Genomic DNA, 25,769 nt, shown 5'->3' on the forward strand with positions numbered 1-25,769 from the left:
CCATGACTGTACCGGGCTAAAAACGGAGTAAACTAATCGTATGAGCGTCATTGCCAACCTCATCGAGGTCAGAGCACTCCCTGACTACAAGCTTTGGCTGCACTATGACGACGGTGTGGTGGGCGAAGTCGACCTCTCTCAGCTTGTAGGCAAGGGTGTCTTTAAACTCTGGAACGACTATCGCAGGTTTGAGCAGGTTGTCATTGGGCCTCACGGTGAGCTTGCCTGGGGTGATGACATCGATCTGTGTGCCGATGCCCTTTACCTGGAGCTCAGCGGCAAACGACCGGAAGAGGTTTTCGCAAGCCTGAGAACTGAACACGTGGATGCCTGAGATAAGCCGCTTCTACGGCATCATCATCAAGATGTACTTTAACGACCATACGCCACCTCACTTCCACGCCTTCTACGGTGATCATGAAGCGCTCATCAATATTGCGACGCTGGCGGTGATCGCAGGCAAACTGCCGCCCAGAGCCCTGGGATTAGTTACAGAGTGGGCGGCTCTTCACCAGGACGAGCTTTTGGCGACGTGGGAACGGGCGCGAAAGGCTGAGCCTCTTGTTAAGATCGCCCCACTACCGTGATGGAACGGCACATAACCAGCGTTTGCAGCCGACTTCTCGGTGTCTTCTGTGACCGAGCGCTCCCTTTCCGCTATCCTTGACAGAGGGGCGACTGAAACGCAGACCGTTAGCTGGCACTGCTGCTGAGAGCATCGGTCCTATAACGCTTGACGTTTAACATGCCTCGTTATGATCCGGATTGTGATCAAGTCCTTCAGGGATCAGGAAGCCCAAAAGGTCTTCTCCCGCCAGCGCTCGCGGAAACTCCCGCAGGACATTCAACAAGTCGCCTATCGAAAGCTTCGCATGCTTAGCAACGCCCAAACGCTTGCTGACCTACGTATCCCCCCTGCCAACCGACTCGAAAAGCTAAGTGGTAACCGAGCAGGAGAGTACAGCATCCGCATCAACGATCAGTGGCGTATCTGCTTTGAGTGGCATGACGGTGACGCTTACAACGTTGAAATTGTGGATTATCATTAGCGAAAGGAGGCAGCCATGAGTGAAGAAAAGCTCGCACCTGTACATCCTGGCGAGGTCCTCTTAGAGGAGTTTTTGAAGCCTATGGAGATCAGCCAGAATCGCCTGGCGCTCAGTATCGGCGTGCCGGCGCGGCGGATCAACGAGATCGTTCTCGGTAAGCGCGGTATCACCGCGGATACTGCGTTGAGACTTGCCCGCTTTTTTGGGACGTCGCCTCAGTTCTGGCTGGGGCTCCAGACGGATTATGACCTCGATGTGACGTTAGACATGCTTGGTGACAGGCTCGAGCGCGAAGTACACGCTGTTCACGCAAGTCACGGATAAACGCGCCGGCTAACTACACGCTGCAGGGGGACACAGCCGCGCGTCGCCCGAACTTTGTCGTGGACCCAGGGATACCCCGGTTTATCCGTCTAGGCTGCGCCCCTGAGCTTATACGTTGGGCAGACACGGGTCGTTAAGAATCGGCGGAGGGGCTCGGATGCAGGTGCTCGCCAGTCCGAATCTCACACTTGCGTTCGCACTGGAGCTCGCGACGCTTGCCGCTTTCGCCTACTTCGGGTTCCGGGTCACGGACCACGCGATCATCCGTTGGGTGTTGGCAATTGGACTGCCGGTCCTGCTCTCGCTGGTCCTGTTCCTCCTGGCGGCGCTAGCGCTCTACCGCTCGGGTCAGCCCGGTCTTGCCGTCGCTACGGGCGTTTCTGTCGTGCTGCATGTAGCTCTCGGGTTCGCTTGGAGTCAGTGGTAGCGGCACCGCGAGACCCGCTCGAGCCCGGGCCTGCTGTCCAACAAGCGCATCAAGCTGACGCGCACGCGGTAGAATCAACCTGAAGGCGCGCAGCTCACGCGAGAACACGTCATGCCCTAAAATGACTGTGTGCCTACGAGCTTGCGTCTAGGCCCTTATAGATTTTTCTTCTAGGCCAACGAAGATGACGAGCCCGCTTTGCAATGGCGGCGACGAACCCTTTAAACGCAACCTCGACCGGCTCGGGGGGAGCCGCGCTCGGCTACACGGTTAGCGCCACTAGGCGCCGGGCTAGTGCCCGTGACCGCGGCGCTATTGAGCCAAGGGCCGTGCTGAAGGTGTCTTCGGCGCGCTTTTGTTCGTGCCGCTCATGCGCGTGCTGATGGCCGGTGTGCGCGCGCCGGCTTGACTTGAAAGATGCGGCTAGAGGGGGCTCGGTGGGCCGCATGTGGCTGACTGTCTGGCGTTATAGCCGAGGAACGTGGCGGATGTGGCGTAAAGTACCGCATGGAGCTCCCTTACGACCTCCTCGATGTGTTCACCACGCGCCCCTTGACGGGCAACCCGCTCGCGGTGGTCAGAGACGCCCGCGGCCTCAGTGACGCGCAGATGCAGGCCGTGGCGCGCGAACTCAACCTCTCCGAGACGAGCTTCGTGCTGCCCTCGGCGACGTGCGACGTGCGGGCGCGCTTCTTTACACCGACGACCGAGCTGCCCACGGCGGGGCACCCGAGCGTCGGGACGGTCTACGCGCTCTACCAGCGCGGGCTTTTCCGAGACCGCGAGCGCGTCACCCTCGAGCTTCAAGCGGGCCCCACCGAGATGCGCCTCGAGCGCCGCGGCGACGCGTTGGCGCGCGTCTGGATGGACCAGGGGGTGCCGGTGCTGGGGGAGACCTTCGACAAGGGCGCGGTGGCGCGGGCGCTGGGGCTTGGCGTGGCGGCGCTCGAGCGGGACCTCCCCGTGCAGCTCGGCAGCGCAGGTAACCCCTTTCTGCTCGTGCCGGTGGCGTCGCTAGAGGCGCTCGCGGCGGTGACGCCCTCGCACGCTGCCCTCGCGGAGGTGCTGGGCGGCGCACCCGTCGGGGTCTTCGCTTTTACCCAAAACGCGGGGGCGCCGGGGGTGCGGGTGCGCGCCCGGATGTTCGGGGAGGCTTTGGGCGTTCGCGAGGACCCCGCCACGGGCAGCGCGCACGGGCCGCTCGCGGCGTACCTGGCGGCCCACACCGACCTCCTGCGGGGTGCAGAGGCCGCGTTCGTCAGCCATCAGGGGCTCGAGATGGGGCGGCCGAGCGAGCTCTTCGTGCGCCTTCGCCGGACGCCAGAGGGCGTCGCGGTCGCCGTCGGTGGGGCGGCGGTGCGCGTGGGCGAGGGGCGGCTCTTTTTGGCGGGTGAGGACGGTGAGTGAGCGGCTGCAGAAGTTTCTGGCCCGCGCCGGGGTGGCGAGCCGCCGCAAGGCCGAAGCGCTCATCCTCTCGGGCGCGGTCACCGTCAACGGGGTGCGGGCCGAGCTCGGGCAGCGCGTGGCGGCGGGCGACGAGGTGCGGGTGCGCGGGGAGCGGGTCGCGCCGCCCGCAGCGCACGTGACCTACGCGCTCTACAAACCCAAAGGGGTGATCTCGGCGGTCACCGACGACCGCGGCCGCGTGACGGTGCTGCAGCTCGTACCGCCTTCGGCGCGGGTGCCGGGGCTTCACCCCGTCGGGCGGCTCGACGCCGACTCCGAGGGGCTGCTGCTCCTCACCACCGACGGCGAGCTGACGCTGACGCTCACCCACCCGCGCTACGGCCACGAAAAGACGTACCGCGTGTGGTGCGAGCCCGTCCCCGGTCCCGAAGCCCTGCGGCGGCTCGAGCGCGGCGTCGCGCTCGAGGACGGCCCCGCGAGAGCGCGGCGCGCCCGCGCCGCACCGGGGGGGTGCACGCTCGTGTTGAGCGAGGGGCGCAACCGCCAGGTGCGGCGGATGTTAGCGGCGCTCGGCTGTGAGGTGACGCGGCTTCTGCGGACCCGTATCGGCGGCCTGAGCCTGGGGGCGATGCGGCCGGGCGAGCTGCGGCGGCTCTCGGACGCCGAGCTCGCGCAGCTGGGCTATACTCGAGACCGTGCCGACAAGCGATCCCCATAATCCCCCCACCATCTTCCGCCCCGGCGCGGGCAGCGTGCAGCTCTCTAGAGCCGAGATCGCCGCGCGCGTCGCCGAACTGGGCGCGCAGATCACCGCGGACTACCGGCCCAAAGACGCCGCCGGCGAGCCGCTGCACCTGATTTGCGTGCTTAACGGCGCCTTTATCTTTATGGCCGACCTCGTGCGGGCGATCGACCTGCCCCTGACCACCGACTTTATGGCGGTGTCCTCCTACGGCTCGCGCACGGCGACCTCCGGCGAGGTGCGGCTCACCAAGGACCTCGACCAGTCGCTCAAGAACAAACACGTCATCTTGGTCGAAGACATCGTCGACACGGGCCTGACCATGCAGTACCTGCTCGGTTACCTGCAGGGGCGCAGGCCGCTGTCGGTAAAGGTGGCGGCGCTCCTCTCCAAACCCTCGCGGCGGCTCGTAGAGGTGCCCGTCGACTACGTGGGGTTCTCCATCGAGGACGCCTTCGTCTACGGCTACGGCCTCGACGTCGCGCACCGCTACCGCAACCTGCCCTTTGTGACCTCGCAGGTGACCGAGGAGGGATAGGGGGGCGTGAGGCTGCGCCGCGCGCTTTTGGTGAGCTGCGCCGCCCTCGCGCTCGCCGCGTCGGCGCTCGCGCAGGGGTGGTTGGACCGGGTGCCGCCCGAGATCCACGGCGAGGTGCCCGCGCGCGCCCCGGCGGGGGAGCCGTTGACGGTCCGCTTCTCGGCGAGCGAACCCGTCGCCTACACCCTCGCTTATGGCGGCGAGACCTGGGAGGCGGTGGTGCAAAACCTCTTCGTCCTCCGGGTGCGACCCGGCGAGCACGCGCTCGTGGTCACGGCCACGGACGGCGCGGGCAACGAAACGCGCGTCGCCTACACCGTCACCGGCGTGGGCGCCCCTGCGGCCGAGCTCCACGTGACCGAACGGGCACGCGCGGGCGACCCCGTCAGCGTGCGCGTGACGCTGCCGGAGCCGCCAGCGGAGGTCGTGAGCGTGCGCCTCGGCGGCGAGGCGCTGCCGACCTTTGCCGCAGACGCTGTTGAGGGCGGCGCGGGGCGCTCGGTCGTCGCGCTCGGGGCGGTGCCCCTGAGCGCGGCGGGTACGCTTGACGTCGAGGTCGTCGTGCGCGACCCCTTCGGGCGGGAGCGCACGCTAAAGCGCGCGCTCGAGGTCGCCGCCGAGGCGCGCCCCGTCCAGGAGCTCGGGCTCACCCCCGAGGCGCTGGGCGCCCTCAGCGACGAGAACCGCGAAGCCGAGGCCGCCGCGCTCCGGGAGGCCTACCGCGGCGCCGCCCCCGACCCCCTCTGGCGCGAGCCCTTTATCCTGCCGACCGAAGGGGTGAACACGAGCGCGTTCGGTCTGCCGCGCCGCTACGCCGTAAGCGGCGCGGTCTCCTTTCACCAAGGCGCCGACATCGCCGCTCCGCAGGGTACGCCGATCGTCGCCACGAACGACGGCGTGGTGCTCCTGACGGGGTTTTACCCCATCAAAGGGGGGCTCACGGTGATCGACCACGGCGGGGGGGTGTCGAGCCTCTACTTTCACCAGGCGGTCATGGTGGTGACGCCCGGACAGCGGGTGCGGCGCGGCGAGCGCATCGGCGAGGTCGGCAGCACGGGCCTCGCGACGGGGCCACACCTGCACTGGGAGATGCGGGTCAACGCCGTCCCGACCGACCCGCTGGCGTGGGTCGGCAGGCTGCTCCCCTAGACGCTTCGTCGCCGGTGGGTGGCCCGACCCGGCGGCGCTGCTATGTGAAAAACCTAAGCGACCCGTTTTCGCGCCTGAGGTAGCGTACAGCGGCTGGGGGCGAGATGTTGAGGTCGCTGTGAGATGGTTAAGACGATACATGGGTGTCGCGGCGCTTGTCGCAGCCCTCGTGACGAGTTGCCAAGGCCCCGCAGGGGGTGACGGGGCGGCCCTCCTCGAAAACCCCTGGCTGACCCGAGGCGGCGCTACGCAGGCCGAGCCGCCGGCGCCCTGGTCGGCGACGCTCGAGCCACCGCGCGAGCGCCCCGCGACGCCCGTGGCGCTCGCGCTGCGCCAGCTGGGGCTCACCGAGGGTTTCGAGCTCGCGGGCCTCGGGGCGAGCCGCGAGCTCTTCGTACCGGTCAACCCCGGTCTCCGCCCCGAGACGCTCGCGCTGCACCTCCTGCCGAGCCCTGGGCTCCCCGAGGGGTACGTGCGGGTCGTCAGCGGGGGGCGCGTGCTCGCCCAGGCGCCGCTACCGAAAGAGGAGCGGGTCGCCCTGCTGCCCCTAGAGGGCGCCGAGGTGCGCGCGGGCGGGGTCGCGCTGCGGCTCGAGATGGTCCTTGCGGGGACCGACCGCTGCGCCGCCGAGGCGTTGCACCGCCTTTTCGTCGCCCCCGAGAGCCGCGTCTACTTCGCGGGGACGCCGCTCGAGCCGGCGCAGCTCAGCGCCTTTTTCCCCCCCTACCTCGAGCGCGTCTCCCTCTACCTCCCCGAGACGCTCTCCGAGAGCGCGGCGCAGATGGCGCTGATGCTCGCGGCGTACTTGCCCCGGCGCTACCCCGGCGTGCGCCCCGAGCTGCGCGTGGCGCGCTACGCGGACCCATCCGCGGCGCTGCCCCCTGCGGGCGTCTGGGAGCGCGTGGTGGTGTGGCACGAGGGCGTCGGGGCGCTGCTCGCCTCCCCGCCGGGCGGCGGCGTGGTGCTGCTGTTGGGCGGCACCCGGGAGGCGGCGCAGCTGTTTGCCCTGCCGCCGCTTTCGGCGGCGCCCGTCACGCAGGGGCTGGTGGCGCAGACGCTCACGCGCGAGGCGTTCGAGCTGCACGCAAGCGCCGAGCTGGGGGCACAGGTGCGCTTTGGCGACCTCGGTTACGGCCCGGTGGTGCTCGAGGGCAGCGGCGCGCTCGCGACCGCCTACACCTTTGCGCTCGCCGACCTCGGACCGGACGCGGTGCCGCTCGGGGTGCGTTTGCGCCTCCAGCATAGCCCCGTCGCGGAGGGGGAGGGCTACCTGCAGGTCTTTCTCAACGGCCGTCAGGTGACGAGCGCGCCCCTCGCTGGCACGCGTTTCGACACGTGGTTTGAGCTCCCGCGCGGGGCGCTCGCGCGCGACAACACCCTCGAGCTGCGCCTTGCTTACCGCGCCGCGGGCGGCGACTGCAGCCGCGGCGCGCTGCCCCTCAGCGTCACCGTCGAGCCGGACTCGGCGCTTAGCGTCACGCGCGGGGCGCTCGGAGACGGGTTCGCGAGCTTTCCGCAGGCCCTCTTGCCGCGCTTTGCGGTCTTTTTGGAGACCCTCGAGCACGACGCCGTAGCGCTCGCCGCGCAGCTTGTCGGGGCGCTGCAGGCGACCACCCGCGCGGCGCTCGAGCCCGTCTTGGTGACCGAAACGGAGGTGGCGGCGCCGCTGCTCGCGGTCGGCGACGCGGGGAGCGCGCTGAGCGCCGCGCTCGGCGCCCCCTTGCAGAGCCCCGGGTTTCGCCTCAGCGACCCCTCGGGGCCGCTGCTGGTCAGCTTCGAACCGGCGGACGCGTTCGCCTCGCTCCAGGCGTTCCGGCGCGGGGGCGCGCCGACGCTGCTCCTCGGCCAGTCGTCGGGGGCGGCCGAGGACCTGCGCGCCGCGCTCGTCGAGGACGTCTTGCGCGACGACGGCTGGTACGGCCTCGCCGGCGACGTCGCGCTGCGCGGCGCCGCCGAACCCGTCACGACGCTGCGCCTGGCAAGCGACCTGCGCCTCACCCCCTTGCCCGAGCCCCCCGAGGCGATGTGGGTGCGCTACCGCTCCCTGATCTACCTCGGGCTCGCCGCGCTCGCCCTCGCGCTCCTCGTCTCGCTCTACCCGCTCGTCGTGCGCCGCGGCAAGGCGAGGCCGCCAACCTGAGCGTGAACGCTACCAAAGCGCGTTTGGGTGAGCTGCTCGTAGCGCGCGGCGCGCTGAGCCCCGAGGCGCTGGCGCACGCGCTCGAGCTGCACCGCCGCACGGGTGAGCGGCTCGGGCGGGTGCTGCTGTCGCTCGGTTACGTCCGCCGCAAGGCCCTCTACGAGGCGCTCTCCGAGCTCTGGAACCTACCTTTTATCCTCTTGACCGAGACCGCGCCGGTGCCGGAGGTGGCGACGCGCTTTCCGCCGGAGCTGATGCTGCGCTTTCGGGCCGTTCCCGTCGACTTCGAGGCGGGGGCGCTGCGGGTCGCGGTGGCGGACGCGCCCTCGGCCGCGCTCGTCGCGGCGCTGGGCGAGCACTTCGAGGGGATCCGCTGCCGCTTTTTCGTCACCACCGAGTGGGACATCGACAAAGCCATCCGCGAGCTCTACCGCGACGAGCTCCTTGACGCCTCGGTCTACACCCTCTACTACCGCAGCCCCGAAGAGTCGGGGTACACGGTCTTTACCAGGGGGCAGTTTTTGGCGCTAGGCGCCCTTGTGTTTCTCCTCCTCGGCTGCCTTTACGCCGCGCCGCAAGGGACGCTCGTGGCGATCAACGCTGCTGTAAACCTGGTGTTTTTGGTCGGCATCGGTTTTAAGTTCTTCGTCAGCCTCGCGGGCGCCCGCGCGGAGCAGTTCGAACCCGTCACCGACGCCGAAGTCGCCGCCCTACACGACGCCGAGCTGCCGCTTTACACCGTCTTGGTGCCCGTCTACCGCGAGGCGAATATCGTCGGGCTTTTGATGCAAAACCTGTCGCAGCTCGACTACCCTAAAGAGAAGCTCGAGATCCTGGTGCTCATCGAGGAGGACGACCCCGAGACGCTCGAGGCGGCCAAGGCGGCGCACCCCCCGGATCACGTGCAGTTCGTCATCATCCCCGACGGGCAACCCAAGACAAAACCCAAGGCGTGCAACCTGGGGCTGCTGTTCGCCCGCGGCGAGTACCTGGTCATCTACGACGCCGAAGACCGCCCAGACGCCGATCAGCTCAAAAAAGCCGTCGCCGCCTTTCGCAAGGGGCCCGAGAGCTTGGTGTGCGTGCAGGGGGCGCTCAACTACTTTAACTGGCGCGAAAACTTCCTCACCCGCATGTTCACCCTCGAGTACTCCTACTGGTTTGACTACATGTTGCCGGGGCTCGCCCGTCTGGGCCTCCCCATCCCCCTGGGCGGGACGAGCAACCACTTCCGCACCGACCGCCTGCGCGAGCTCGGCGGTTGGGACCCCTTTAACGTCACCGAGGACGCCGACCTGGGCATCCGCGCCGCCATGCGCGGCTACACCGTCGGGGTGATCAACGCGACCACCTTCGAAGAGGCCAACAACCACGTGGGCAACTGGATCAGGCAGCGCTCGCGGTGGATCAAGGGGTACATGCAGACCGCCCTCGTGCACGCGCGCAACCCCCTAAGGCTGGTGCGCGCGGTCGGGCTCAAGCAGGCGGCCGGGTTTGCGCTGCTGATTGCCGGCACCCCCCTGACGTTTCTCGCGGCGCCGCTGTTGTGGCTGCTGTTTCTCGTCTGGATGCTCACCGGCACCCACGCGCTCGACCCCTACTTCCCGCCGTGGCTCCTCTACCTGTCGCTCGTCAACCTCCTCGTCGGCAACGCCCTGGCGGTCTACCTCAACATGCTGGCGGTCTTTAAGCGCGGGCTCTACGCGCTCGTGCCCTTTGCGCTGCTCAACCCGGTCTACTGGACGCTGCACTCGAGGGCGTCGTACAAGGCGCTCTACCAGCTCTTTACCAAACCCTTCTTCTGGGAAAAGACGCTCCACGGCCTGAGCACACACGAGGCGCAGACCGAGGTGCAACCCGAAAGGACGCAGGACGAAAAGACGCCCGTCGAGGAGGCGCACGGGGTGGGCGCGCGCAAGGGGGATGCCGCCGAGGTGCAGCCGTGAGCGGGCGCAGCGCCGCAGCGGCTCCCCGCGCGCCCCTGCAGCGCAGCGCTCTAGGGGCTACCTGCTTCGCGGTCGCCGGTACGCTCCTGTTGGCGCTGCCCTTGGCGCTCGTCGGCGCCGCGGTGACGGCGCAAGGGGCGCTCGGCGAGGTCGACGCGAAGTTTGTGACGCAGGCGCTCGTGGCGCTCGATCGCGGCCAGCTCGAGCGCCTGGGCTTCGCCTTTCCGCCCCTGCCGCTCGTGCTGCTGGCGCTCTACCCGACGCCGCTCGCCTCGAGCCTTTGGGGCGCCTTTTGGGTGGGGGCGCTGGCGTTTTTGCTCATCAAAGACGCCCTGGAACGCGAGCGGCGCTTTCTTATCCTCGGCGTCGCCGCGCTGTTTCTCTCGCCCGTGGCGCTCAACCTCGCGGGCGGCAACTACGGGGAGCGCATGGCACTCTTTCTGCTCTTCTGGGCGTGGCTGCGCTACGTGCGCTGGAGCGCTGCGGGGCTCAGCGTCTACGGCTTCGAGGCGGGGCTCATCTTGGGGGTAGCGGTCTTCGTCACGCCGCTAGCCGTACCCCTCGCGCTCACCTTCGGCGCCGCGCTGCCCGCCTTTCGGCCGATGTCTTTGGGGGCTTACCTGACGGGTTGGCTCATCCTGGTCTTTCCGGCGCTCGCCGGGCTCATGACCTGGGCCTATATGGGTTGGCTCTTTACGGGCGAGCTGACCTGGCTCTACGCCCCCCCGGGCGCCCGCGCCGAACCCCTCTGGCTCGTGCTGCTTTTCAGCCCGCTCTACGTCGCTGCGGGGTTTCGGCTGCTCCTAAACCCTAGCGTGCGCCTGCTCGTGTACCTCTTCCCCCTCGGGCTGCTGTTCGCCTCGAGGCTCTTTGGCGTCTACTCGCTCGCTTTTGAGGTCATGCTGCTGTCGATCTTCGCGCTCGGGGCGCTCTCGAGGCAGGCGACGCGGCCCGACAGGGCGCTGCTGCTCGCGGGGGCGGCGGCGCAGCTCGTGGTGGCCTACCTCGCCTTCCCGTGGCCTGCGGCCCCGCCGGAAGGCGCCCTCGAGCAGGCGGTCGGCAGGACGCTCGCCACGGCGGACGCGCGCGCGGTGTTGAGCGATGACGCGACCGCCTACCGCGCGATCGCCTGGGCGGGGACCGCGCGGCCCTTTCTGCTACCCGTTGACGCGAGCTTTCACCTCGCGCTCGCCGCCCCCGCCGCGCACGTGCGCTACGCGTTTGTCTGCCCCGGCGATTCGGCGCTCTACCGGCGTTACGGTGAGCGGCCGCCCGAGGGCTTCGCGCTCGAGTGGACCTACAACGGGTGCCGCTTCTACCGCGCTTTCGGGGCGCCGCCCCTGCAGCACCCCTAAGCCACCGCCGCCTAGCGCATCAGCCGCTTAAGGAGCTCGAGCTTGTCCTCGTGAACGGTGCGCCAGTCGTCGTGCAACAGCCCCCCCGTGTCCGCCGAGTTCGGGTTGAGGCTCCAGTAGAAAAACCCGCGGATGGGGCGCGCTAGCAGATAGTCCACGAAAGCGTCCTGCCACAGCCGGTCGCGCTCCGCGTAACGGCCGCCGAACTCGCCGATGACGAGCGTGTAGCCCTTGTCGACGAGGTGCCCGAAGTGAACGTCCCAGATGTGCGGCAAGTTCGCCGGGAACTCGGGCGCCCCGAAGTAGGGTTTGTGGTGGACGCTCGGGCCGTAGACGTGCGGGCTGTAGACGAGTTTGCCCCCCGGAATACCGGGCAGCTCGCCCGCTCGGGTCAGGTTTTCGCCCCAGTTGGCGCCGTAGCCGCCGTTGTCCGAGGCGTTGGCGACCCCCTCGACGAAGACGAGCAGGTCGGGGTTGGTCTTTAGTACCTCGCGTCCGGCTTCGGCGGCGAGCTTCGCCCACGCCCTCCAGGTGAGCTTGTGGGGTTCGTTGCAGAGGTCGATGCCGAGCACGTTGGGGTAGCGTTTGGCGAGCTCGGCCAGCGTCCTCAGGTCGGCGAGCCAGTCGGCTTTGGTGTAGCCGTCCCCGAACGGGCGGCCGGGCAGGTCGTGACCCAAGCGGTTGGGGTCGTAGGTGTGAAAGCTCAGGAGCACCAATAGCCCCGCGCGCTCCGCTTCGCCAAGCACGCGCTCGAGGACGCTCCGCCCGTCGGGGCCGTAGGCGCGCGCCCAGGGCGCGGCGGCGTAGCCGGGGCGGATCACCTGCGGGGAGAGGGGCAGGCGCAGCGCCGTAAACCCCAGCTCACGCACCTGACGCATAAAGCTCTCCACGCTCCGGCCCGTCCAGAGGCCGTGCGGCGCGCGGTCGGGGGTGCCCATCCCGAACCAGTTGAGGCCGTGCACGGCGACCCTTTCGGTGCCCCGGTAGACCTCGCCCGCCTGCACGCTCCAGCGCCCCAAGGCGCCCTGCGCGCGCGCGCGTTGTCGACCCGAAACGAAGTCCGCACCGTCACCCGCCGCCGCGGCCCTAGCGTCACCTTGGCGGTGAGGGTGTGATCGCCGTCGGAAAGGCGCGCGGTCGAGAAGGGGATGGGCCCGAGGCCGCCGCGCGGCGCGTGGAGGGTGCGAAAGGGCTTCCTGGCGCCGTTAAGGTGCAGCTCGGCGCGGGTCGCGCGCGCAAACGGCAAGAAGAGGTAGACGTCGCCCGAGAGCACCTGCGCCTCTAAGCGCGCGGCCGCGCGCCGCTGCGGCGACGCGCTGACGAGCACCCGCCCCGACGCTGGCTCCGAGGTCGCCTCGAACGCGGCGGGGCGGGTGCGCTGCGCGTGGTTGCACGCGCCCAACAGGGCGAAAAGGGAGCAGAGGAGCAGGAGGCGGAGGTTCATGGGGCGCTTTCGGGAGCGCCTCGCGGGGGGAGTCCCGGGGTGCGGGCCGCGAGGGTCGGCGAAGCTCTAGCGTACGCGTCCTGCAGGCGCGGCCGTGCGAAAAAACGCATACGGCCCCCTTTCCGGGCGCGCCCCCGGCACACGGACGTTGCGCGCGTGCAAAGATAACGCATGACCGTTTTTAAGTGGCTCCTGACCCTAGCGCTTTTCTCGCTCACCCTGTTCGCGGGGGCGCAGCCGGCTCCCGACAGCGTCTTTTACGAGATCTTCGTGCGGTCGTTTCGGGACTCGGACGGCGACGGTATCGGCGACCTGCGCGGCGCTACCGAGGGGCTCGACTACCTGCAGGACTTGGGGGTGACCGGCGTGTGGCTTATGCCCATCCACCCGAGCCCGTCGTACCACGGCTACGACGTGACCGACTACTACGCCATTCACCCCGACTACGGCACCATGGCGGATTTCGAGGCGTTTGTCGCGGCGGCGCACGAGCGGGGCATCGAGGTGGTGCTCGACCTCGTGGTCAACCACACCTCGTCGCAGCACCCGTGGTTTCTCGCCGCGGCGGCCGGTGACCCCGCGTACCGCGACTTTTACAGCTGGTCGGACGAGAACCCGGGGTGGCGCGGGCTGGGCGGCCCCGCGTGGCACCCCGAGGGGGACGCGTACTACTTGGGGCTCTTCTGGAGCGAGATGCCCGACCTTAACTTCCGCAACCCCGCGGTGCAGACCGAGATGGAGGCGGTGGCGCGCTTTTGGCTCGAGAAAGGCGTCAACGGCTTTCGGGTGGACGCGATTCAGCACATTATCGAGAGCGACACGGGGCTGATCGCCAACACGCCGGAGAACGTCGAGTGGGTGCGCGACTTTACCGCGTTTGTCAAGTCGGTCCGCGAGGACGCCTATCTGGTGGGGGAGACCTGGACGGACGCGGCGACGATTGCCCGCTACCACGAGCGCGCCGGGCTCGACGTGTCCTTTAACTACCCGCTTTTCGACGCCCTGACGAGCGCCGTGCAGCGCCGCTCGGTCACCAGCCTCGCGTTCGCGCTCGAGCAGGACGAGAGGCTCTACCCCGACACCGCCGTGCGCGGCACCTTCATCTCCAACCACGACCAGATCCGCCCGGGTACCGCGCTCGGCTTTTTGCGCCGCGACGAAGCCCGCTTGCGCCTCGCCGCGGGGTTGCTGCTGACCCTGCCGGGGGTGCCCTTCCTCTACTACGGCGAGGAGCTCGGGATGCCCAACGGCCCCGGCGAGGCGGACGAGGAGAAGCGCACGCCGATGCGTTGGGACGCCTCAGAGGGGGCCGGTTTTACCACCGGCACCCCCTGGCACCCCTTTAGCACGGACGACCCGGCGATCACGGTCGCCGCGCAGGACGAAGACCCCGACTCGCTCCTGAGCCTCTACCGGCGCCTTATCGCGCTGCGCCGCGCGCGTCCGGCGCTCTACGCGGGCGGCGTCACGGTGCTGGAGGCGCCCGAGGGGGTGCTGGCGCTGCGCCGCGAAGCGCCCCAAGAGACGCTCTTCGTGCTCGCCAACCTCGGCGCGGAGCCGCAAGAGCTCGACCTGCGCGCCCTCACGGGGCTCGAGACAGCGACCGAGCTGCTGAGCGAGGCGGCCCTCGCGGGGCGCTACACCCTGCCGGGGAGCACCGTGGCCGTCATCGGCGAGGGGGAGTAGCGCTCGCGCGCCCAAGGACACCGCACGGGACACCACACAGGTACACAACGCAGGTACACAAGGCGTGTTGGTGCCGTCGAGAACGGCTTTTTCATACGCGCGTCGCTTTGTAACGGCGCGTGAAACGCACCGGTCTCGCGCCCCTTGGGACGTGTTACGCTGCTCTTTGGACAGCGACAATGCTACGAAAGGAGTTTGCCATCTGGCTCAGGGTACCCGTGTCGTACGTGAGCTGCTCGCCTGCGCCCCTTAGCGTGCACCGCGTAGCGGCACACCGTCTCATAAAACACATTGTTCCGAGCTGCCGCGCTGTTAACTAGCGACACCGTCGACGCGACGCTGACGTGTTCGGTCGTCCCAATCTCTTTGCTCTGGAGGTCCCCCTTGCACCGTTGGAAGCGAACCGCTGGACTGTTGGCCCCGAGTCTTATGCTGCTGGGCCTTACGGCGCCTCTGGCGCTCGCCCAAAACCAAGTCGAGCTGCGCATGACCTGGTACGACGACGGCAACGAAGGCCAGGTGATGCGCGAGCTTTTGGACCGCTTCGAGGCCGACAACCCCGACATCCGCGTGGTGATGGACACGGTCGCCTACTCCTCGGGCATCTTGGAGACGCTGCCTCTGCAGCTCGCCTCGGGCGACGGCCCCGACATGGCGCGTGTGACGAACCTGGGCGGGCTCTCCGAGTACTACCTCGACCTGCGCGAGTACCTCAGCGACCCCGAGTACTGGGAGGAGAACTTCGGGCAGTTTCTGGACTGGATGCGCCCCGAGGACCCGGAGATGATCCCCGGCTTTATGACGCAGCTCACCGTGACGGGGCCGTTTGTCAACAAGACGCTCTTCGACCAAGCCGGCGTCGAGATGCCCGCTGAAGGCGCGACGTGGGAGGCGTGGGCGCAGGCGACGCGCGAGGTCGCCGAGGCGACGGGGACGGCCTTCGCCATGGCGATGGACCGCTCGGGGCACCGCCTCGCCGGAGCGGCGATCAGCCAGGGCGCCGCTTACTTCGACGAGGAGGGCAACCCCGCTATCGACGATGAGGGTTTCCGCCAAATGGCCCAGCTCATGGTCGACTGGCACCAAGACGGCACCATGATCCCCGACGTGTGGATCGGTGCGGGCGGCACCTACACAGCCGGGAACGAGCAGTTCATCAACGGCGAGGTGGTCTTTTACATGTCGGGCAGCTGGCAGGTCGGGCAGTTTGCCGAGACGATTGGCGACGCCTTCGACTGGGTGGCGGTGCCTAACCCCTGCGGCCCGGCGGCGTGCACGGGGATGCCTGGGGGGGCGGCGCTGGTCGCTTTCGAGGACACCGACCACCCCGAGGAGGTCGCGCGCGTCATGGAGTACCTGGCGAGCGAACCCGTCTTGGAGGAATTTTACGCCCGCACCCTCTTTATCCCCGGGCACCTCGGGCTCGCGGAGCGGGGCATCGACTTCCAGACCGACTTAGAGCTCGCCGCAGACGCGCTCAACGTCTTTGCGGGCGAGGTGACCCGCCTCGACGACACCGCTTTTGCCCTGCAGGGCTACCCGTTTAACCGCGTCGTCTTCGACGCCACGACCAACCGCCTGACGCAGGTGCTCGTCGGCGAGCTCTCGCTCGACGAAGCGATCGCGCGGATGCAAGCGGACATCGAAGAGGGGATCGCCGCTGCAGGTCAGTAGCGCGCTTCGCTAACCGCTTTTATCGCACACTCTGGGCGGCTACCCGGTACTCGGTAGCCGCCCTTTGGAGACCGATGCAACGAGACCGTCACAACGTGGTGCGAGCCCCCTCGCGGCCTCGCAGAGCCCCCAAGCCGTCTCTGGGCGGGCTTTTCGGCAGCCTCTTCGCGGGGCTGATGAACGCCTTTGAGCTCGTGATGAGCCCTTTGCAGCGCCTTTTGGGCGTGCGGGGGATGGCGTATATCTTTTTGCTGCCCAACCTCATCATCTTCGGCGTGTTCGTACTCTTTCCAATGGTGCTCAACGTCTATTTCGCGCTGACCGGTGGGACCGCCCTATTCCCACAGAACCGTCCCTTCGTCGGCACCCAGAACTTCGAGACGCTGCTCTCGTGCACCAACTATCTCGACCCCAACACCTGTCAAGAGGACCGCTTTTGGCGGGCGCTGCGCAACACGGGTTTTTTCGTCGTCTTCCAGGTGAGTGGAACGGTCTTCTTCTCACTTCTGACCGCCCTCGTGTTAAACCGCCGCATCCTCTGGCGCGGGTTTTTTCGGAGCGTCTACTTCTACCCCGTGCTGCTCTCACCGGTCGTCGTGGCGCTCGTGTGGAAGTGGATGTTGCAGCGTAACGGGCTGCTTAACGCCATTCTCGTCTCGCTGGGCGGCCAACCCGAGCTGTTTTTGCTCAACGCGAACTGGGCGATGTTCTGGGCGATCTTCGTCAACATCTGGGCGAACATGGGCTTTTACACCCTGATCCTCTTGGCGGGGCTGCAGTCGATACCCAAAGAGCTTTACGACGCCGCGGCCATGGACGGCGCGGGGCGCTTTCAGAGCCTGCGCAACCTCACCCTGCCGCTACTCATGCCGACGCTGCTCGTCGTGCTCGTGCTCTCGCTCATTCGCGGGGTGCAGACCTTCGACGAGGTCTTCGTGCTCACCGGGGGCGGCCCCGGCACCTCGACCCTATTTATCATCCAGTACATCTACAACACGGGGTTTTCGGGTCAAGTCCAGCGCTTCGGCCTCGCGGCGGCAGCTTCTGTCCTCGTCGGCGCGGCGCTCCTCGTCTTCACCCTCGTTCAGCTGCGTATCGGGCGTTCGCGCCCCGCTTAGGAGGACCATGACCACGGTAAGCACCTTTTTGACGCGCCGCCGCGGGCGGCGCCTGCACGTCACCGACGTGCTCACCTACCTCTACTTGGCCGCCGGGGTGCTGATCATGTTCGGCCCGGTGCTCTGGCTCGTGCTCTCGTCTTTCAAGACGCCGAGCGCGCTGCTCGAGTTCCCCCCCGCGCTGCTCCCCACGGCGCAGGCGACCGTCACGGTCGAGGGGTACGACACCCCTTTGCCCCTTTTCGACGTGACCCTAGAGGACGGCAGCCAGGCGCGCCTCGCGCAGGTGCGGCGCATCGGGCTCGAGGCGCAGATGATCGACCCCGCCGCCCCCGACGAGATCATCAGCGTCCCCACCGCCCAGCGCCAGGAGGTGCGGCGGGTCCAGTTCGCTTGGAACAACTACACGGAGCCGCTCGCGCGCTTTAACTTCGTGACGTTTTTGCGCAACTCCGTCGTGGTCACCGTCACCGCCACCCTCATTACGCTCTTGATCAACAGCATGGCCGCTTTTGCCCTCTCCAAGTACGAGTTCAGGGGTCGCAACGCCATCTTCCTGCTCATCATCGCCACCTTGATGATCCCCATCTCGGTCATTCTGGTCCCCGTCTACTTGGTCATTACCCAGATCGGTTGGACGAACAACCTCTGGGGCGTCATCCTCCCCGGCGCCGCCACCCCGACGGGGGTCTTCCTGCTGCGCCAGTACATGCTCACGCTGCCCGACGAGCTTCTAGACTCCGCCCGCATCGACGGCGCGTCCGAGTGGCGCATCTACTGGCAGATCATCCTGCCCCTGACGGCTCCCGCTTTGGCCGTGCTGGCCATCTTCTCGGTCATGTGGCGCTGGAACGACTTTTTGTGGCCTTTGATCGTCCTGACGCGGAGCGAGCTCTTTACCCTGCAAGTCGGCCTCAACTCGTTCCAGGGCGAGCTCAACATCCAGTGGCACTATGTCCTGGCGATGACCGTGCTCACGCTCCTGCCCGTCACCGTGGTGTTCGCCTTTTTGCAGCGCTACATCACGACGGGGGTGGCGACGACGGGGTTGAAGTAGATCCGATCGGTTCTTGCGGCGTGGCCCACATGGCGCCCCCACGGAGCACCCTAGCGCGCATCTTCCGATATGTGCCAAGAGCGTTTTTCCGCGAAACTGCCGCCACAAGTTTGCGCCACACGTTTACAAGAGCGCGGCCCCCGAAGCTGGGGGCCGTTTCTGTTGGTGGTCGGTTCTGTCCGTAGCTAGGCTTGCGCTGGCGGCGGTAGGGCGCGCTCCCGTCGCGCCGCCCCCCCCACCCACCGCAAAAACACCGCCGCGATGGCGATCAGCATCACCGTCATGTAGAGGATGCCCATGAACACCCCCGCGAGCTGCTGGTCTTGCATCGGCGAGAGCCCAAAGACGCGCGGCACCTCCCCGTACCAGGGGTAGATGAGGCGGTTTGAAAAGCTGATGACGGTCGAAAAGGGGTTGTGCGCGATGATCATCACGATCAGGTAGATGAGCTGCGTTTTGTAGCTCGGCGTGGGCAGGTCGTTCGGTAAGGGGTTCATCACGGGCCACCACATGAGCACCGCTGAGGTGAAGATAGCGGCGTAGGTGTAGTAGTGCAGCAAGTCGGTGGAGAACATCATCGTTCTAAGCACCACGGGGATGTGAATAAGCGCGAACGCTAGGTTGAAGTGAATGACGTTCACCACGGGGCGCGTGAGAAAACGCAAGGCGGGTTTGATCACCGGGTGAAGCGCCACGGGCGCGATCAGCCACCCCGGTAAGCCCAACAGGAAAAGCGGCGCCACGATAAAGATCACGATCATCATGGTGAGCATGTGCGCTGAGAGCAAAAAGTACTCGCCGATGGTGTGCAAGGGCGAGATGAAGGTCAGTGTGAGGATCGCTAGGCTGAGGTAGAAGAGGATCGCCTTGTTGGTCGGGTAAGCGTGACCGGGGAAGAGGCGTCTCCGCAAGGGGCCGGTCCCCAAGGTGTAAAAGAGCAGCGCTACAAAGGTCGCGGCAATTGGCAGCGGCTCGAGGCGCCAGAGGTAGGAGAGGTCCATAGGTCATTGTATGCAGAGCTGCGCGCACCGCGCAGCGGACAAATGACCGTAGCGGGGGGCGAGGGTGGTGGGGTGTAGCGCCCGTGTGTTACGTTAAGCCTCGGTCGGAAAGTTAGCGAAAGGTTTGTGGTGTTGAGCGGGCGCCACGCGCGACAGGGGGAGACGCCTCTTTGGGGTGAGGAGGACGATGACAGAAACGCTCACCGCGACCTACCGAGTGGTCACGCCGCTCTTTATGAGTGGCGCTGACCAGAGCCGGGCCGAACTCCGCCTGCCAAGCATCAAGGGGGCGCTGCGCTTTTGGTGGCGGGCGCTCGCTTGGGAGCGCTTGGGTGGCGACCTCGAGCAGATTCGCAGGCAGGAGGCGGAGCTTTTCGGCAGCACCGATACGGGGCAGGCTGGGGTGCTGATGCGGCTTAGGGCGCCAGAGGTGACGCAGCTGAGCAAGGGGGTGGTTTTAAAGGACGGCGGCCGCGTTGTCGGGGAAGGGGCGCGTTACCTCGGTTACGGCGTTATGGAGGCGTTTGCCAGCCGCAACAAGGGTACACAGGAAGGACAGCTTACGCGGGCGTGCCTTGCGGCGCCCTTTGACTTTACCCTGCAAGTGTGCTTTAAGCCCAACCTGACCCCAAAACAGCGCGATGGCATCGTCGATGCCCTTAAGCTGCTAGGCACCGTCGGCGCACTTGGCAGCAAGGCGCGCAAAGGTTATGGCAGCCTGGTTCTTAAGGAATATCAGGATGGTGAGAAAGTTTGGCAAGCGCCACAAGATATAATTGCTATAAAAGAGGAGCTGGAAAAGCTAAAGTCAGAGTTTAAGCTCAGAACTGACAAGCCGCCCTATACGGCATTCTCCCGGGAAAGCAAGATCCTACTCGTTGAAGGTGAGGTCAGCCAGTCGCCCTTAGAGCTGCTGAACCGCATTGGGCGTGAGATGGTTTTCTACCGTAGCTGGGGCAACAACGGCAAAGTCTTCGACCAGAATGCCGAGCAGAACTTTCCAGATGATCACGACCTGATGAAGGCAATCGCTTCAGGGGGGACCTCCTCAGTATCAATTGAGCATCCAGAGCGCGTCGCCTTCGGCTTACCTCACAACTACTTCTTCAGCAGCACGAAGGATAAAGCAGAAGTCAAGGCGGTTGATGCCACGAATCCGCGTAACCCCACCGCGATAGAGCGACGTGCCAGTCCTTTGCAGATTCATATTCACCAAATTGGTGATACTCCAATTGCCGTCCTGACGTTTCTGCCGAGCCAGTTTTTGCCCGCTAATGCTAAAATCCGCCTCATCGGCAAACAGCAAAAGGTTGTTTCAGTAGACACCTCTAACAACCTATGGCAACCCATACATGAGTTTTTCGAGCGCATGAAAAACGTCAGAGGACAACCTCACTTACAGCGCAAAGAAGACTTCGGCAGGGTGGTGGAAGTTAGATATGCCTGAGCGCCTTCTCCACTTCACCCTCGGCCCCGTCCAGGGCTTCGTCGCCCAGGCGCGGCGCACCCGCGACCTGTGGGCCGGGTCGTTCTTGCTCTCCTATTTGGCGGGTCACGCGATGAAAGCGGTGCTCGAGGGAGGCGGCAGCATCACTTTCCCCGATGTGGGGAGCATGGCGAAGCCCACCGACCCGCTGCTCGCGGCCATCCTCGGCAAACCTTTGCCCGATAACCCAACGCCTAAAATCGGCTCCCTCCCCAACCGCTTCAAGGCGGAAGTGCCGGATGGCTTCGACCCTGTAAGCTGCCGCAAAGCGGTCTTAGGTGCGTGGCAGAGAATAGCTGACGCGGTGTGGCAGCGCTACGTCGCGGGCGCCGCGCCGCAGGGCCGCGGCACGCGGGCTATTTGGGAGCGCCAGGTAGCGGGCTTTTGGGACATGAGCTGGGTCATGGGGGGCGACCCCGGTGACCGCTCGGACAACACCTGGCTCGACCGCCGCAAGAACTGGCGCACCTTTGCGCCGACCGAAGAGCCCGGCGACAAGTGCACCCTGATGGGCAGCTTGCAGGAGCTCTCGGGTTTTGTGAGGGCGACCGCGCGCGGGAAGCAAACCGAGCGCGGGAACCAGGAGGACTTTTGGGGGGAGGTCCGGCGCAGGGTCGGTTCCCTCAACCTAGGGGAGCATGAGCGCCTCTGCGCGGTGTCGCTCATCAAGCGGCTTTTCCCCAACGTCGCTAGCGAGGTCATCGGCTGGGAGCTTGACGCCAAGACCTGGCCCTCGACCTCGTACATGGCGGCGGTGCCGTGGCTAGAGCGCATTCAAGCAAGCCTAGAGGCGCAGGCTCTCGCGCTCGAGTACCCCAAGCTCGTCCGAACGCATGCCGAAGGCGACATTTTCGGCGAGTACAGCACCGACTTGTCCTGCGTGGCCCGTGACGACTTCACCCGGCTCGACGGCCAGCTCTACTACCGCTACGCCATCGAGAGCGACAAGGAGCGCGGCTTCTCGGCGGAGGCCAAGCGGGCGCTTCAGGCGCACCTCGGCGAGTTGAGCAACGCCGTCGGTCACCCGCCCAGCCCCTTTTACGCGCTCTTGCTCATGGACGGCGACAGCTTGGGCAAGCTCTTGCAGCATCAAAGCGTTCAGCCCACCGACGTTTCTCGAGCCCTCGCCCACTTCACCGACGCGGTGGACGGCATCGTTCGAGAGCGCTGCGGTAAGACCGTCTACGCGGGCGGCGACGACGTGTTGGCGCTCTTGCCGCTCGACCGGGCGCTGCCGGCCGCAACGGCGCTCCGTCAGCGCTACCAGCAGGCCTTCGAGGAGGTCTTGGGGGGGAAGCGCCCCGCAGATCACCCCCCAACCACCATCTCGGCGGGGCTCGTCTTCGCGCACTACCACACCAGCCTGCGCGCGGTGATGCAAGAGGCGCACTATCTTCTCGACACCGTGGCCAAAGACGGCAACGGGCGCGACTCGATTGCGGTGAGCGTGTTGACCGGCAGCGGGCGCACGGTGGAATGGGTCTCGAGCTGGGAGGAGAGGACGGCGCCGCACCCCGTCCCCGACATCGTGCAGGACCTGGTTAGGGGCTTTGTGGACAAGGACGACAAGGACGAAGCGCAGTTTGCCAGCAAGTTCTTCTACAACGTCCGGGCGCGCTTTGAAGTGCTCACGGGCGACGAGCGAACGCGCCGGGCGTCCGGGCACAAGCTCCCCAAAGAGTTGGACGCGATGAGGCTCCTCGTCGCCGAGTACCAAAAGAACAAGAGCCGCGAGCGCGTCGTGCCCCTCCACGAGGCAGAGGAGCGGGTGAAACAGCTTCTGCGCGTCTGTCGCGTGCGCAAGGGGGGTGTCGAAGACCCGAAGACCCTCAACGTTGAGGGCGCCATGCTCGTGCGCTTTCTAGCGACCAAGGGGCGGGGGGTGGAGCGGTGAGGCAGCTTGAGCTCACCCCCTTGGACACGCTCTTTTTCCGCGACGGCAGCCCCTTTTCGGCGGGCGAGACGGGGCAGATGGAGGTGCGCGGCGTCTTCCCGCCCTCGCCGACGACGGTCGTGGGGGCGCTGCGGGCGGCGTTTGCCAGGGAGCTCGGTTGGCAAGGCGGCGTGTGGAAACCGGACATCACCGCCGAGCTGGGCGACGGCGACGACTTGGGACCGCTTGCCTTCGTCGGCCCCTACCTGCTGCGCCACAACGCGCCGCTCTTTCCCGCCCCCTTGCACCTGCTCTATGCCAAGGACAAGCCGCAAGACGAGCAAGAAGCCAAAGAATACCTCACCTGGCTTAAACCCAGTGCGGAGCTTCAGACGGATATTGGCACGGTCAAACTTCCCGAAGTCGTCAACGTCACAGGCGAGCGGGGGGAACAGGTGACGGGGTTTAAGCCGCTGGAGGGCTACCTGACGCTCGAGGCCATGCAGCGGGTCCTAAAGGGCGACTTGCCCGACCCCGCGAGCATCATCGCGCGCGGCGAACTTTGGCAGAGCGAGGCGCGCGTCGGCATCCACCGCGACGACGCGAGCCGCACCACCAAGGAGGACGCGCTTTACCAGACCGCCCACGTGCGGCTCTCGCGCGGCGTGTCGCTCGGCGTAGGCGTCTCGGGCTACGACGGCGCGGTGCCCAAGCTGGTGACGCTCGGCGGCGAGAGCCGGATGGTGGGTATCGAGGAAGTGTCGTGGGCGCTCCCCCAAGCGCCGACGCTGACAGGTCGCCGCTACACCGTGACCCTCATCACGCCTGGCTGCTTCAGGGGTGATGGCTGGAAGACGCCGGGCGGGGCACTGCCGGGCTTGCCGGGGCGCATCGTCGCGGCTTGCGTCGGCAAACCGCTCATGATCGGCGGCTGGGACAGCGAAGCGAAGCAACCTAAGCCGCTCGCCTTGCACCTGCCGCCGGGGAGCACCTGGTTTATGGAAGCGGATGACGTGCAGGCGGCCTTGGCCATGCACGGTAAGCACATCGGTGAAAAGACCTCCTGGGGTTATGGGCAGATCCTGATTGGAGCGTGGTGAATGAACAGCGTCATCGTGGGCATGTTGGCAGAGACGTTCGTGCACCCGGGCACGGGCCAGAACGTCGGGGCGATCGACCTGCCGGTAGCGCGCGAGGCGGCGACCGATTATCCGTTTATCGCGGGCTCGAGCCTCAAGGGGGCCTTGCGCCAGGCGTATGAGCAGCTGGGCAATGGGGGTGCAGAGGCGATTTTTGGCAGGCAGGACAACGCCGGAGAACTCCTCGCCTCAGATGCGCGGCTGCTGCTGCTCCCGGTTCGCAGCCTCAGCAGCGCCTACAAGTGGGTGACCTGCCCGCACCTTCTGGAGCGGCTAGCGCGCGACGCGGGTCGCAGCGGCATGACCGTGAGCTTTCAGATGCCCAAAGTGGCAGACAAAACGGTGCTCAGCCAAGGCTCCGGGCGGCTTTTCCTCGAGGAGCGCTCCTTTGAGGTCACTGGGGGGCCAGGCGACAAACTTGTCGAGGCGTTAGGCAGTCTCATCCCCAACGAGAGCGCGCGGGCGCGGTTAAAGGGCCAACTTGCCATCTTAAGCGACGACGACTTCGCTTGGTTTGCCCGCTACGGCTTGGCGGTGCAGGCGCGCAACGTCTTGGACGACAAAAAGACCAGCAAAAACCTCTGGTACGAGGAGACGCTGCCACCTGACACGCTCATGTACGCGGTCTTGGCCGAGCGCAACGGCCAAGGGGTTTTGCAGGACGTGCAGAAAATTGGCGATTACCTGCAGGTGGGCGGCAACGAAACGGTGGGACAGGGCTGGTTTAGCCTGCAGTGGTTGGGGGCGCGATGAGCCAGACCCTCGCCCAACGTCGTGCGGCGGACGCGCTCAGAAACGTCGAAGAGCTCAAGTATCGAGGCGACTATGGCAACTACAAGAGCTACGTCAAGGCGCTGCCCGCCAACATCCTGATGAGCGGGCTGGGGCAGGCAATAGCTACCGTGCGCTCGCGCGACCGCAAGGGCTACCCACAACTTTACAAGCATCTTGAGGGTTGGCTCTGCGGTCCCGACGAGGACGCGCCTTACCGCAACTACACCCCGGGGTTGCTCAAAGCAATCGTTGCGCACGACCAAGACCACTACATCCGCGCCCAAGCTGAAGCGATGGCGTACCTCGAGTGGCTGCGCAAGTTTGCTGACGCCTTTTTAGAGGGCGGCGAGGAGCGCGAGTAGTGCGGCCCCTTTACCGCGAAGCGCGCGAGCGGCTCGAGCGGCGAGGGGGCCACGCCGGGCTCTGGTACGACAAGTTCTGCGATAAGTGGCAGAGCGACTGGTCGGGGCTGGGAGACGAGGGCAAGAAGGACTGGGTGACGAGCGTGACGGGCAAGCCCGTAGGTGACGCCGACCAGCTCAAAGCGCACGCTGAGCGCATGCAAAGTTTTCTAAGCGCCCTTGGTCAAGCGCCCCTACTCTATAAGCTCGAGTCCGACTTCGTCACCGGCTTGGGCCGTGAGCACCCGGTCGAAAACGGCTTCGCTTGGCACCACACGCTGGGCACGCCCTATCTGCCCGGCTCGTCGGTCAAAGGCATGGTGCGGGCGTGGGCAGCTCAGTGGGCTAAAGAGAGCAACGAGACCCTCAAGCGGATTTTCGGCAGTGAGGACATCGACGACAAAAACTTCCAAGTTGGTTCGGTCGTCTTCCTAGACGCCATCCCCACCGCGCCCGTGCAGCTTAAAGCCGACGTGATGACGCCGCACTACGGGCCGTGGTACCGCGGTGAAGCGCCCCCCGCCGACTGGCACAGCCCCGTGCCGGTGCCCTTTTTGGTCGTCGAGCAGGAGCAGACCTTCCTCTTTGGGGTGCTGCCGCGGCGCAATGGCGGGCAAGGCCGCGAGGACTGCGAGGCGGTAAGGGGTTGGCTTAAGGAAGCGCTCTGTTGGCTTGGCGCCGGCGCTAAGACGGCGGTGGGCTACGGGCGGTTTAAGCCCGTTGGAGCGAAAGCTACAGCTGCTAGCACTGTCCAAGAAGTGCAGGAGGCAGCCACGCTTACGCCAGCTGAGGAACTCGTCAAAGGCTTACGCCAAGTAAGCAATAAAAAACTCAGAGAAGCAGCCCAGGGGTTTGTTGATAAGCTTAAACGTCTCGAATGCAGCGACGATGAAAAGTTCGCAGCAGCCAAGGCAATGCAAGCGATCCTGGAAGAGGCCAAATTACCCAAACTTACCAAGCTCAACGCCTATCGGGAGCTTAACAAACTCGTCGGGGAGTAGTAGCGCGTCCTTTTCGTAACCTTCAGTGGTAGCTGCGA

General features: G+C 66.2%; 24 protein-coding genes. 22 read left to right on the forward strand and 2 right to left on the reverse strand.

All coding sequences use genetic code 11. From position 1 onward, the window contains the following. The first annotated feature begins 40 nt into the window (after positions 1–40). From TRAD_RS07080 to TRAD_RS07135, 12 genes are all read left to right on the forward strand, one after another. Positions 41–334, forward strand: coding sequence for a DUF2442 domain-containing protein (locus TRAD_RS07080; protein WP_013177919.1), 294 nt, complete (start codon positions 41–43; stop codon positions 332–334). Beyond that, positions 327–587 (forward strand): DUF4160 domain-containing protein, encoded by a 261-nt coding sequence (locus TRAD_RS07085; protein ID WP_013177920.1) that lies wholly within the window; start codon positions 327–329, stop codon positions 585–587. Before TRAD_RS07080 ends, TRAD_RS07085 begins: the two co-directional genes overlap by 8 nt. Before the next feature lie 180 nt (positions 588–767). Beyond that, a complete protein-coding gene (locus TRAD_RS07090) occupies positions 768–1,049 on the forward strand; it encodes a type II toxin-antitoxin system RelE/ParE family toxin (RefSeq protein WP_041947734.1) in 282 nt (93 codons plus the stop codon). A gap of 15 nt (positions 1,050–1,064) precedes the next feature. Then, positions 1,065–1,373, forward strand: coding sequence for a HigA family addiction module antitoxin (locus TRAD_RS07095; RefSeq protein WP_013177922.1), 309 nt, complete (start codon positions 1,065–1,067; stop codon positions 1,371–1,373). A gap of 157 nt (positions 1,374–1,530) precedes the next feature. Beyond that, positions 1,531–1,800 (forward strand): DUF2568 domain-containing protein, encoded by a 270-nt coding sequence (locus TRAD_RS07100; RefSeq protein ID WP_013177923.1) that lies wholly within the window; start codon positions 1,531–1,533, stop codon positions 1,798–1,800. Positions 1,801–2,307: 507 nt separating this feature from the next. After that, positions 2,308–3,207, forward strand: coding sequence for a PhzF family phenazine biosynthesis protein (locus TRAD_RS07105; protein ID WP_013177924.1), 900 nt, complete (start codon positions 2,308–2,310; stop codon positions 3,205–3,207). Continuing rightward, positions 3,200–3,925: a pseudouridine synthase gene (locus TRAD_RS07110; protein WP_013177925.1), complete on the forward strand. Its 726-nt coding sequence runs from the start codon at positions 3,200–3,202 to the stop codon at positions 3,923–3,925. Before TRAD_RS07105 ends, TRAD_RS07110 begins: the two co-directional genes overlap by 8 nt. Next, positions 3,903–4,487, forward strand: a complete 585-nt coding sequence (gene hpt, locus TRAD_RS07115; RefSeq protein WP_013177926.1) for a hypoxanthine phosphoribosyltransferase — start codon at positions 3,903–3,905, stop codon at positions 4,485–4,487. Before TRAD_RS07110 ends, hpt begins: the two co-directional genes overlap by 23 nt. 6 nt (positions 4,488–4,493) lie before the next feature. Beyond that, on the forward strand, positions 4,494–5,636 hold the full coding sequence (locus TRAD_RS16510; RefSeq protein ID WP_013177927.1) for a M23 family metallopeptidase: 1,143 nt from the start codon (positions 4,494–4,496) through the stop codon (positions 5,634–5,636). 169 nt (positions 5,637–5,805) lie between these two features. Then, complete coding sequence (locus TRAD_RS07125; RefSeq protein WP_185095211.1) at positions 5,806–7,776, forward strand: cellulose biosynthesis cyclic di-GMP-binding regulatory protein BcsB; 1,971 nt, start codon at positions 5,806–5,808, stop codon at positions 7,774–7,776. Positions 7,777–7,778: 2 nt separating this feature from the next. Further along, the gene (locus tag TRAD_RS07130; RefSeq protein ID WP_013177929.1) at positions 7,779–9,722 is read left to right on the forward strand and encodes a glycosyltransferase family 2 protein; all 1,944 of its coding nucleotides are present in this window, start codon (positions 7,779–7,781) and stop codon (positions 9,720–9,722) included. Then, entirely contained in the window at positions 9,719–11,077 is a 1,359-nt protein-coding gene (locus TRAD_RS07135) for a hypothetical protein (RefSeq protein ID WP_013177930.1), read from the forward strand. Before TRAD_RS07130 ends, TRAD_RS07135 begins: the two co-directional genes overlap by 4 nt. An 11-nt stretch (positions 11,078–11,088) precedes the next feature. On the opposite strand, the gene TRAD_RS07140 is transcribed toward TRAD_RS07135, so the two are convergent. After that, positions 11,089–12,096, reverse strand: coding sequence for a glycoside hydrolase family 5 protein (locus TRAD_RS07140; protein WP_013177931.1), 1,008 nt, complete (start codon positions 12,094–12,096; stop codon positions 11,089–11,091). 596 nt (positions 12,097–12,692) lie between these two features. Here TRAD_RS07140 and TRAD_RS07145 point away from each other — a divergent pair. The 4 genes from TRAD_RS07145 (at position 12,693) to TRAD_RS07160 (ending at position 18,056) form a co-directional block, all read left to right on the forward strand. Further along, positions 12,693–14,207: an alpha-amylase family glycosyl hydrolase gene (locus TRAD_RS07145; protein WP_013177932.1), complete on the forward strand. Its 1,515-nt coding sequence runs from the start codon at positions 12,693–12,695 to the stop codon at positions 14,205–14,207. 414 nt (positions 14,208–14,621) lie between these two features. After that, a complete protein-coding gene (locus TRAD_RS07150) occupies positions 14,622–15,881 on the forward strand; it encodes an ABC transporter substrate-binding protein (RefSeq protein ID WP_221401679.1) in 1,260 nt (419 codons plus the stop codon). A gap of 74 nt (positions 15,882–15,955) precedes the next feature. Further along, the gene (locus TRAD_RS07155) at positions 15,956–16,999 is read left to right on the forward strand and encodes a carbohydrate ABC transporter permease (protein WP_013177934.1); all 1,044 of its coding nucleotides are present in this window, start codon (positions 15,956–15,958) and stop codon (positions 16,997–16,999) included. Between the two features lie 7 nt (positions 17,000–17,006). Then, the gene (locus TRAD_RS07160; RefSeq protein ID WP_013177935.1) at positions 17,007–18,056 is read left to right on the forward strand and encodes a carbohydrate ABC transporter permease; all 1,050 of its coding nucleotides are present in this window, start codon (positions 17,007–17,009) and stop codon (positions 18,054–18,056) included. Positions 18,057–18,241: 185 nt separating this feature from the next. On the opposite strand, the gene TRAD_RS07165 is transcribed toward TRAD_RS07160, so the two are convergent. Next, positions 18,242–19,057, reverse strand: a complete 816-nt coding sequence (locus TRAD_RS07165; protein ID WP_013177936.1) for a cytochrome c oxidase assembly protein — start codon at positions 19,055–19,057, stop codon at positions 18,242–18,244. A gap of 187 nt (positions 19,058–19,244) precedes the next feature. Here TRAD_RS07165 and cmr1 point away from each other — a divergent pair, with 187 nt between their 5' ends. Genes cmr1 through cmr6 form a run of 6 tightly spaced genes read left to right on the forward strand, consistent with a single transcriptional unit; the run spans position 19,245 to position 25,731 of the window. Further along, positions 19,245–20,504, forward strand: a complete 1,260-nt coding sequence (cmr1, locus tag TRAD_RS07170; RefSeq protein WP_013177937.1) for a type III-B CRISPR module RAMP protein Cmr1 — start codon at positions 19,245–19,247, stop codon at positions 20,502–20,504. Beyond that, on the forward strand, positions 20,497–22,437 hold the full coding sequence (gene cas10 / locus TRAD_RS07175) for a type III-B CRISPR-associated protein Cas10/Cmr2 (protein WP_013177938.1): 1,941 nt from the start codon (positions 20,497–20,499) through the stop codon (positions 22,435–22,437). The genes cmr1 and cas10 overlap by 8 nt, the downstream gene beginning before the upstream one ends. Further along, on the forward strand, positions 22,434–23,516 hold the full coding sequence (gene cmr3 / locus TRAD_RS07180) for a type III-B CRISPR module-associated protein Cmr3 (protein ID WP_013177939.1): 1,083 nt from the start codon (positions 22,434–22,436) through the stop codon (positions 23,514–23,516). Before cas10 ends, cmr3 begins: the two co-directional genes overlap by 4 nt. After that, entirely contained in the window at positions 23,517–24,308 is a 792-nt protein-coding gene (gene cmr4 / locus TRAD_RS07185; protein ID WP_013177940.1) for a type III-B CRISPR module RAMP protein Cmr4, read from the forward strand. It begins immediately after the preceding gene. Then, positions 24,305–24,691: a type III-B CRISPR module-associated protein Cmr5 gene (gene cmr5 / locus TRAD_RS07190; protein ID WP_013177941.1), complete on the forward strand. Its 387-nt coding sequence runs from the start codon at positions 24,305–24,307 to the stop codon at positions 24,689–24,691. Before cmr4 ends, cmr5 begins: the two co-directional genes overlap by 4 nt. Continuing rightward, a complete protein-coding gene (gene cmr6 / locus TRAD_RS07195) occupies positions 24,691–25,731 on the forward strand; it encodes a type III-B CRISPR module RAMP protein Cmr6 (RefSeq protein ID WP_013177942.1) in 1,041 nt (346 codons plus the stop codon). The genes cmr5 and cmr6 overlap by 1 nt, the downstream gene beginning before the upstream one ends. The last annotated feature ends 38 nt before the right edge of the window (positions 25,732–25,769 follow it).

Source organism: Truepera radiovictrix DSM 17093, assembly GCF_000092425.1.
Classification (GTDB): Bacteria; Deinococcota; Deinococci; order Deinococcales; family Trueperaceae; genus Truepera; species Truepera radiovictrix.

What these genes read in the sequence shown, in the direction of transcription:
- TRAD_RS07105 (WP_013177924.1), top strand. Translation starts at nt 2,308, where the DNA reads ATGGAGCTCCCTTACGACCTCCTCGATGTGTTCACCACGCGCCCCTTG.
- cmr5 (WP_013177941.1), top strand. Translation starts at nt 24,305, where the DNA reads ATGAGCCAGACCCTCGCCCAACGTCGTGCGGCGGACGCGCTCAGAAAC.
- TRAD_RS07165 (WP_013177936.1), bottom strand. Translation starts at nt 19,057, where the DNA reads ATGGACCTCTCCTACCTCTGGCGCCTCGAGCCGCTGCCAATTGCCGCG.
- TRAD_RS07160 (WP_013177935.1), top strand. Translation starts at nt 17,007, where the DNA reads ATGACCACGGTAAGCACCTTTTTGACGCGCCGCCGCGGGCGGCGCCTG.
- cmr1 (WP_013177937.1), top strand. Translation starts at nt 19,245, where the DNA reads ATGACAGAAACGCTCACCGCGACCTACCGAGTGGTCACGCCGCTCTTT.
- TRAD_RS07095 (WP_013177922.1), top strand. Translation starts at nt 1,065, where the DNA reads ATGAGTGAAGAAAAGCTCGCACCTGTACATCCTGGCGAGGTCCTCTTA.
- TRAD_RS07145 (WP_013177932.1), top strand. Translation starts at nt 12,693, where the DNA reads ATGACCGTTTTTAAGTGGCTCCTGACCCTAGCGCTTTTCTCGCTCACC.
- TRAD_RS07080 (WP_013177919.1), top strand. Translation starts at nt 41, where the DNA reads ATGAGCGTCATTGCCAACCTCATCGAGGTCAGAGCACTCCCTGACTAC.
- cas10 (WP_013177938.1), top strand. Translation starts at nt 20,497, where the DNA reads ATGCCTGAGCGCCTTCTCCACTTCACCCTCGGCCCCGTCCAGGGCTTC.
- TRAD_RS07100 (WP_013177923.1), top strand. Translation starts at nt 1,531, where the DNA reads ATGCAGGTGCTCGCCAGTCCGAATCTCACACTTGCGTTCGCACTGGAG.
- TRAD_RS07085 (WP_013177920.1), top strand. Translation starts at nt 327, where the DNA reads ATGCCTGAGATAAGCCGCTTCTACGGCATCATCATCAAGATGTACTTT.
- cmr4 (WP_013177940.1), top strand. Translation starts at nt 23,517, where the DNA reads ATGAACAGCGTCATCGTGGGCATGTTGGCAGAGACGTTCGTGCACCCG.
- TRAD_RS07155 (WP_013177934.1), top strand. Translation starts at nt 15,956, where the DNA reads ATGCAACGAGACCGTCACAACGTGGTGCGAGCCCCCTCGCGGCCTCGC.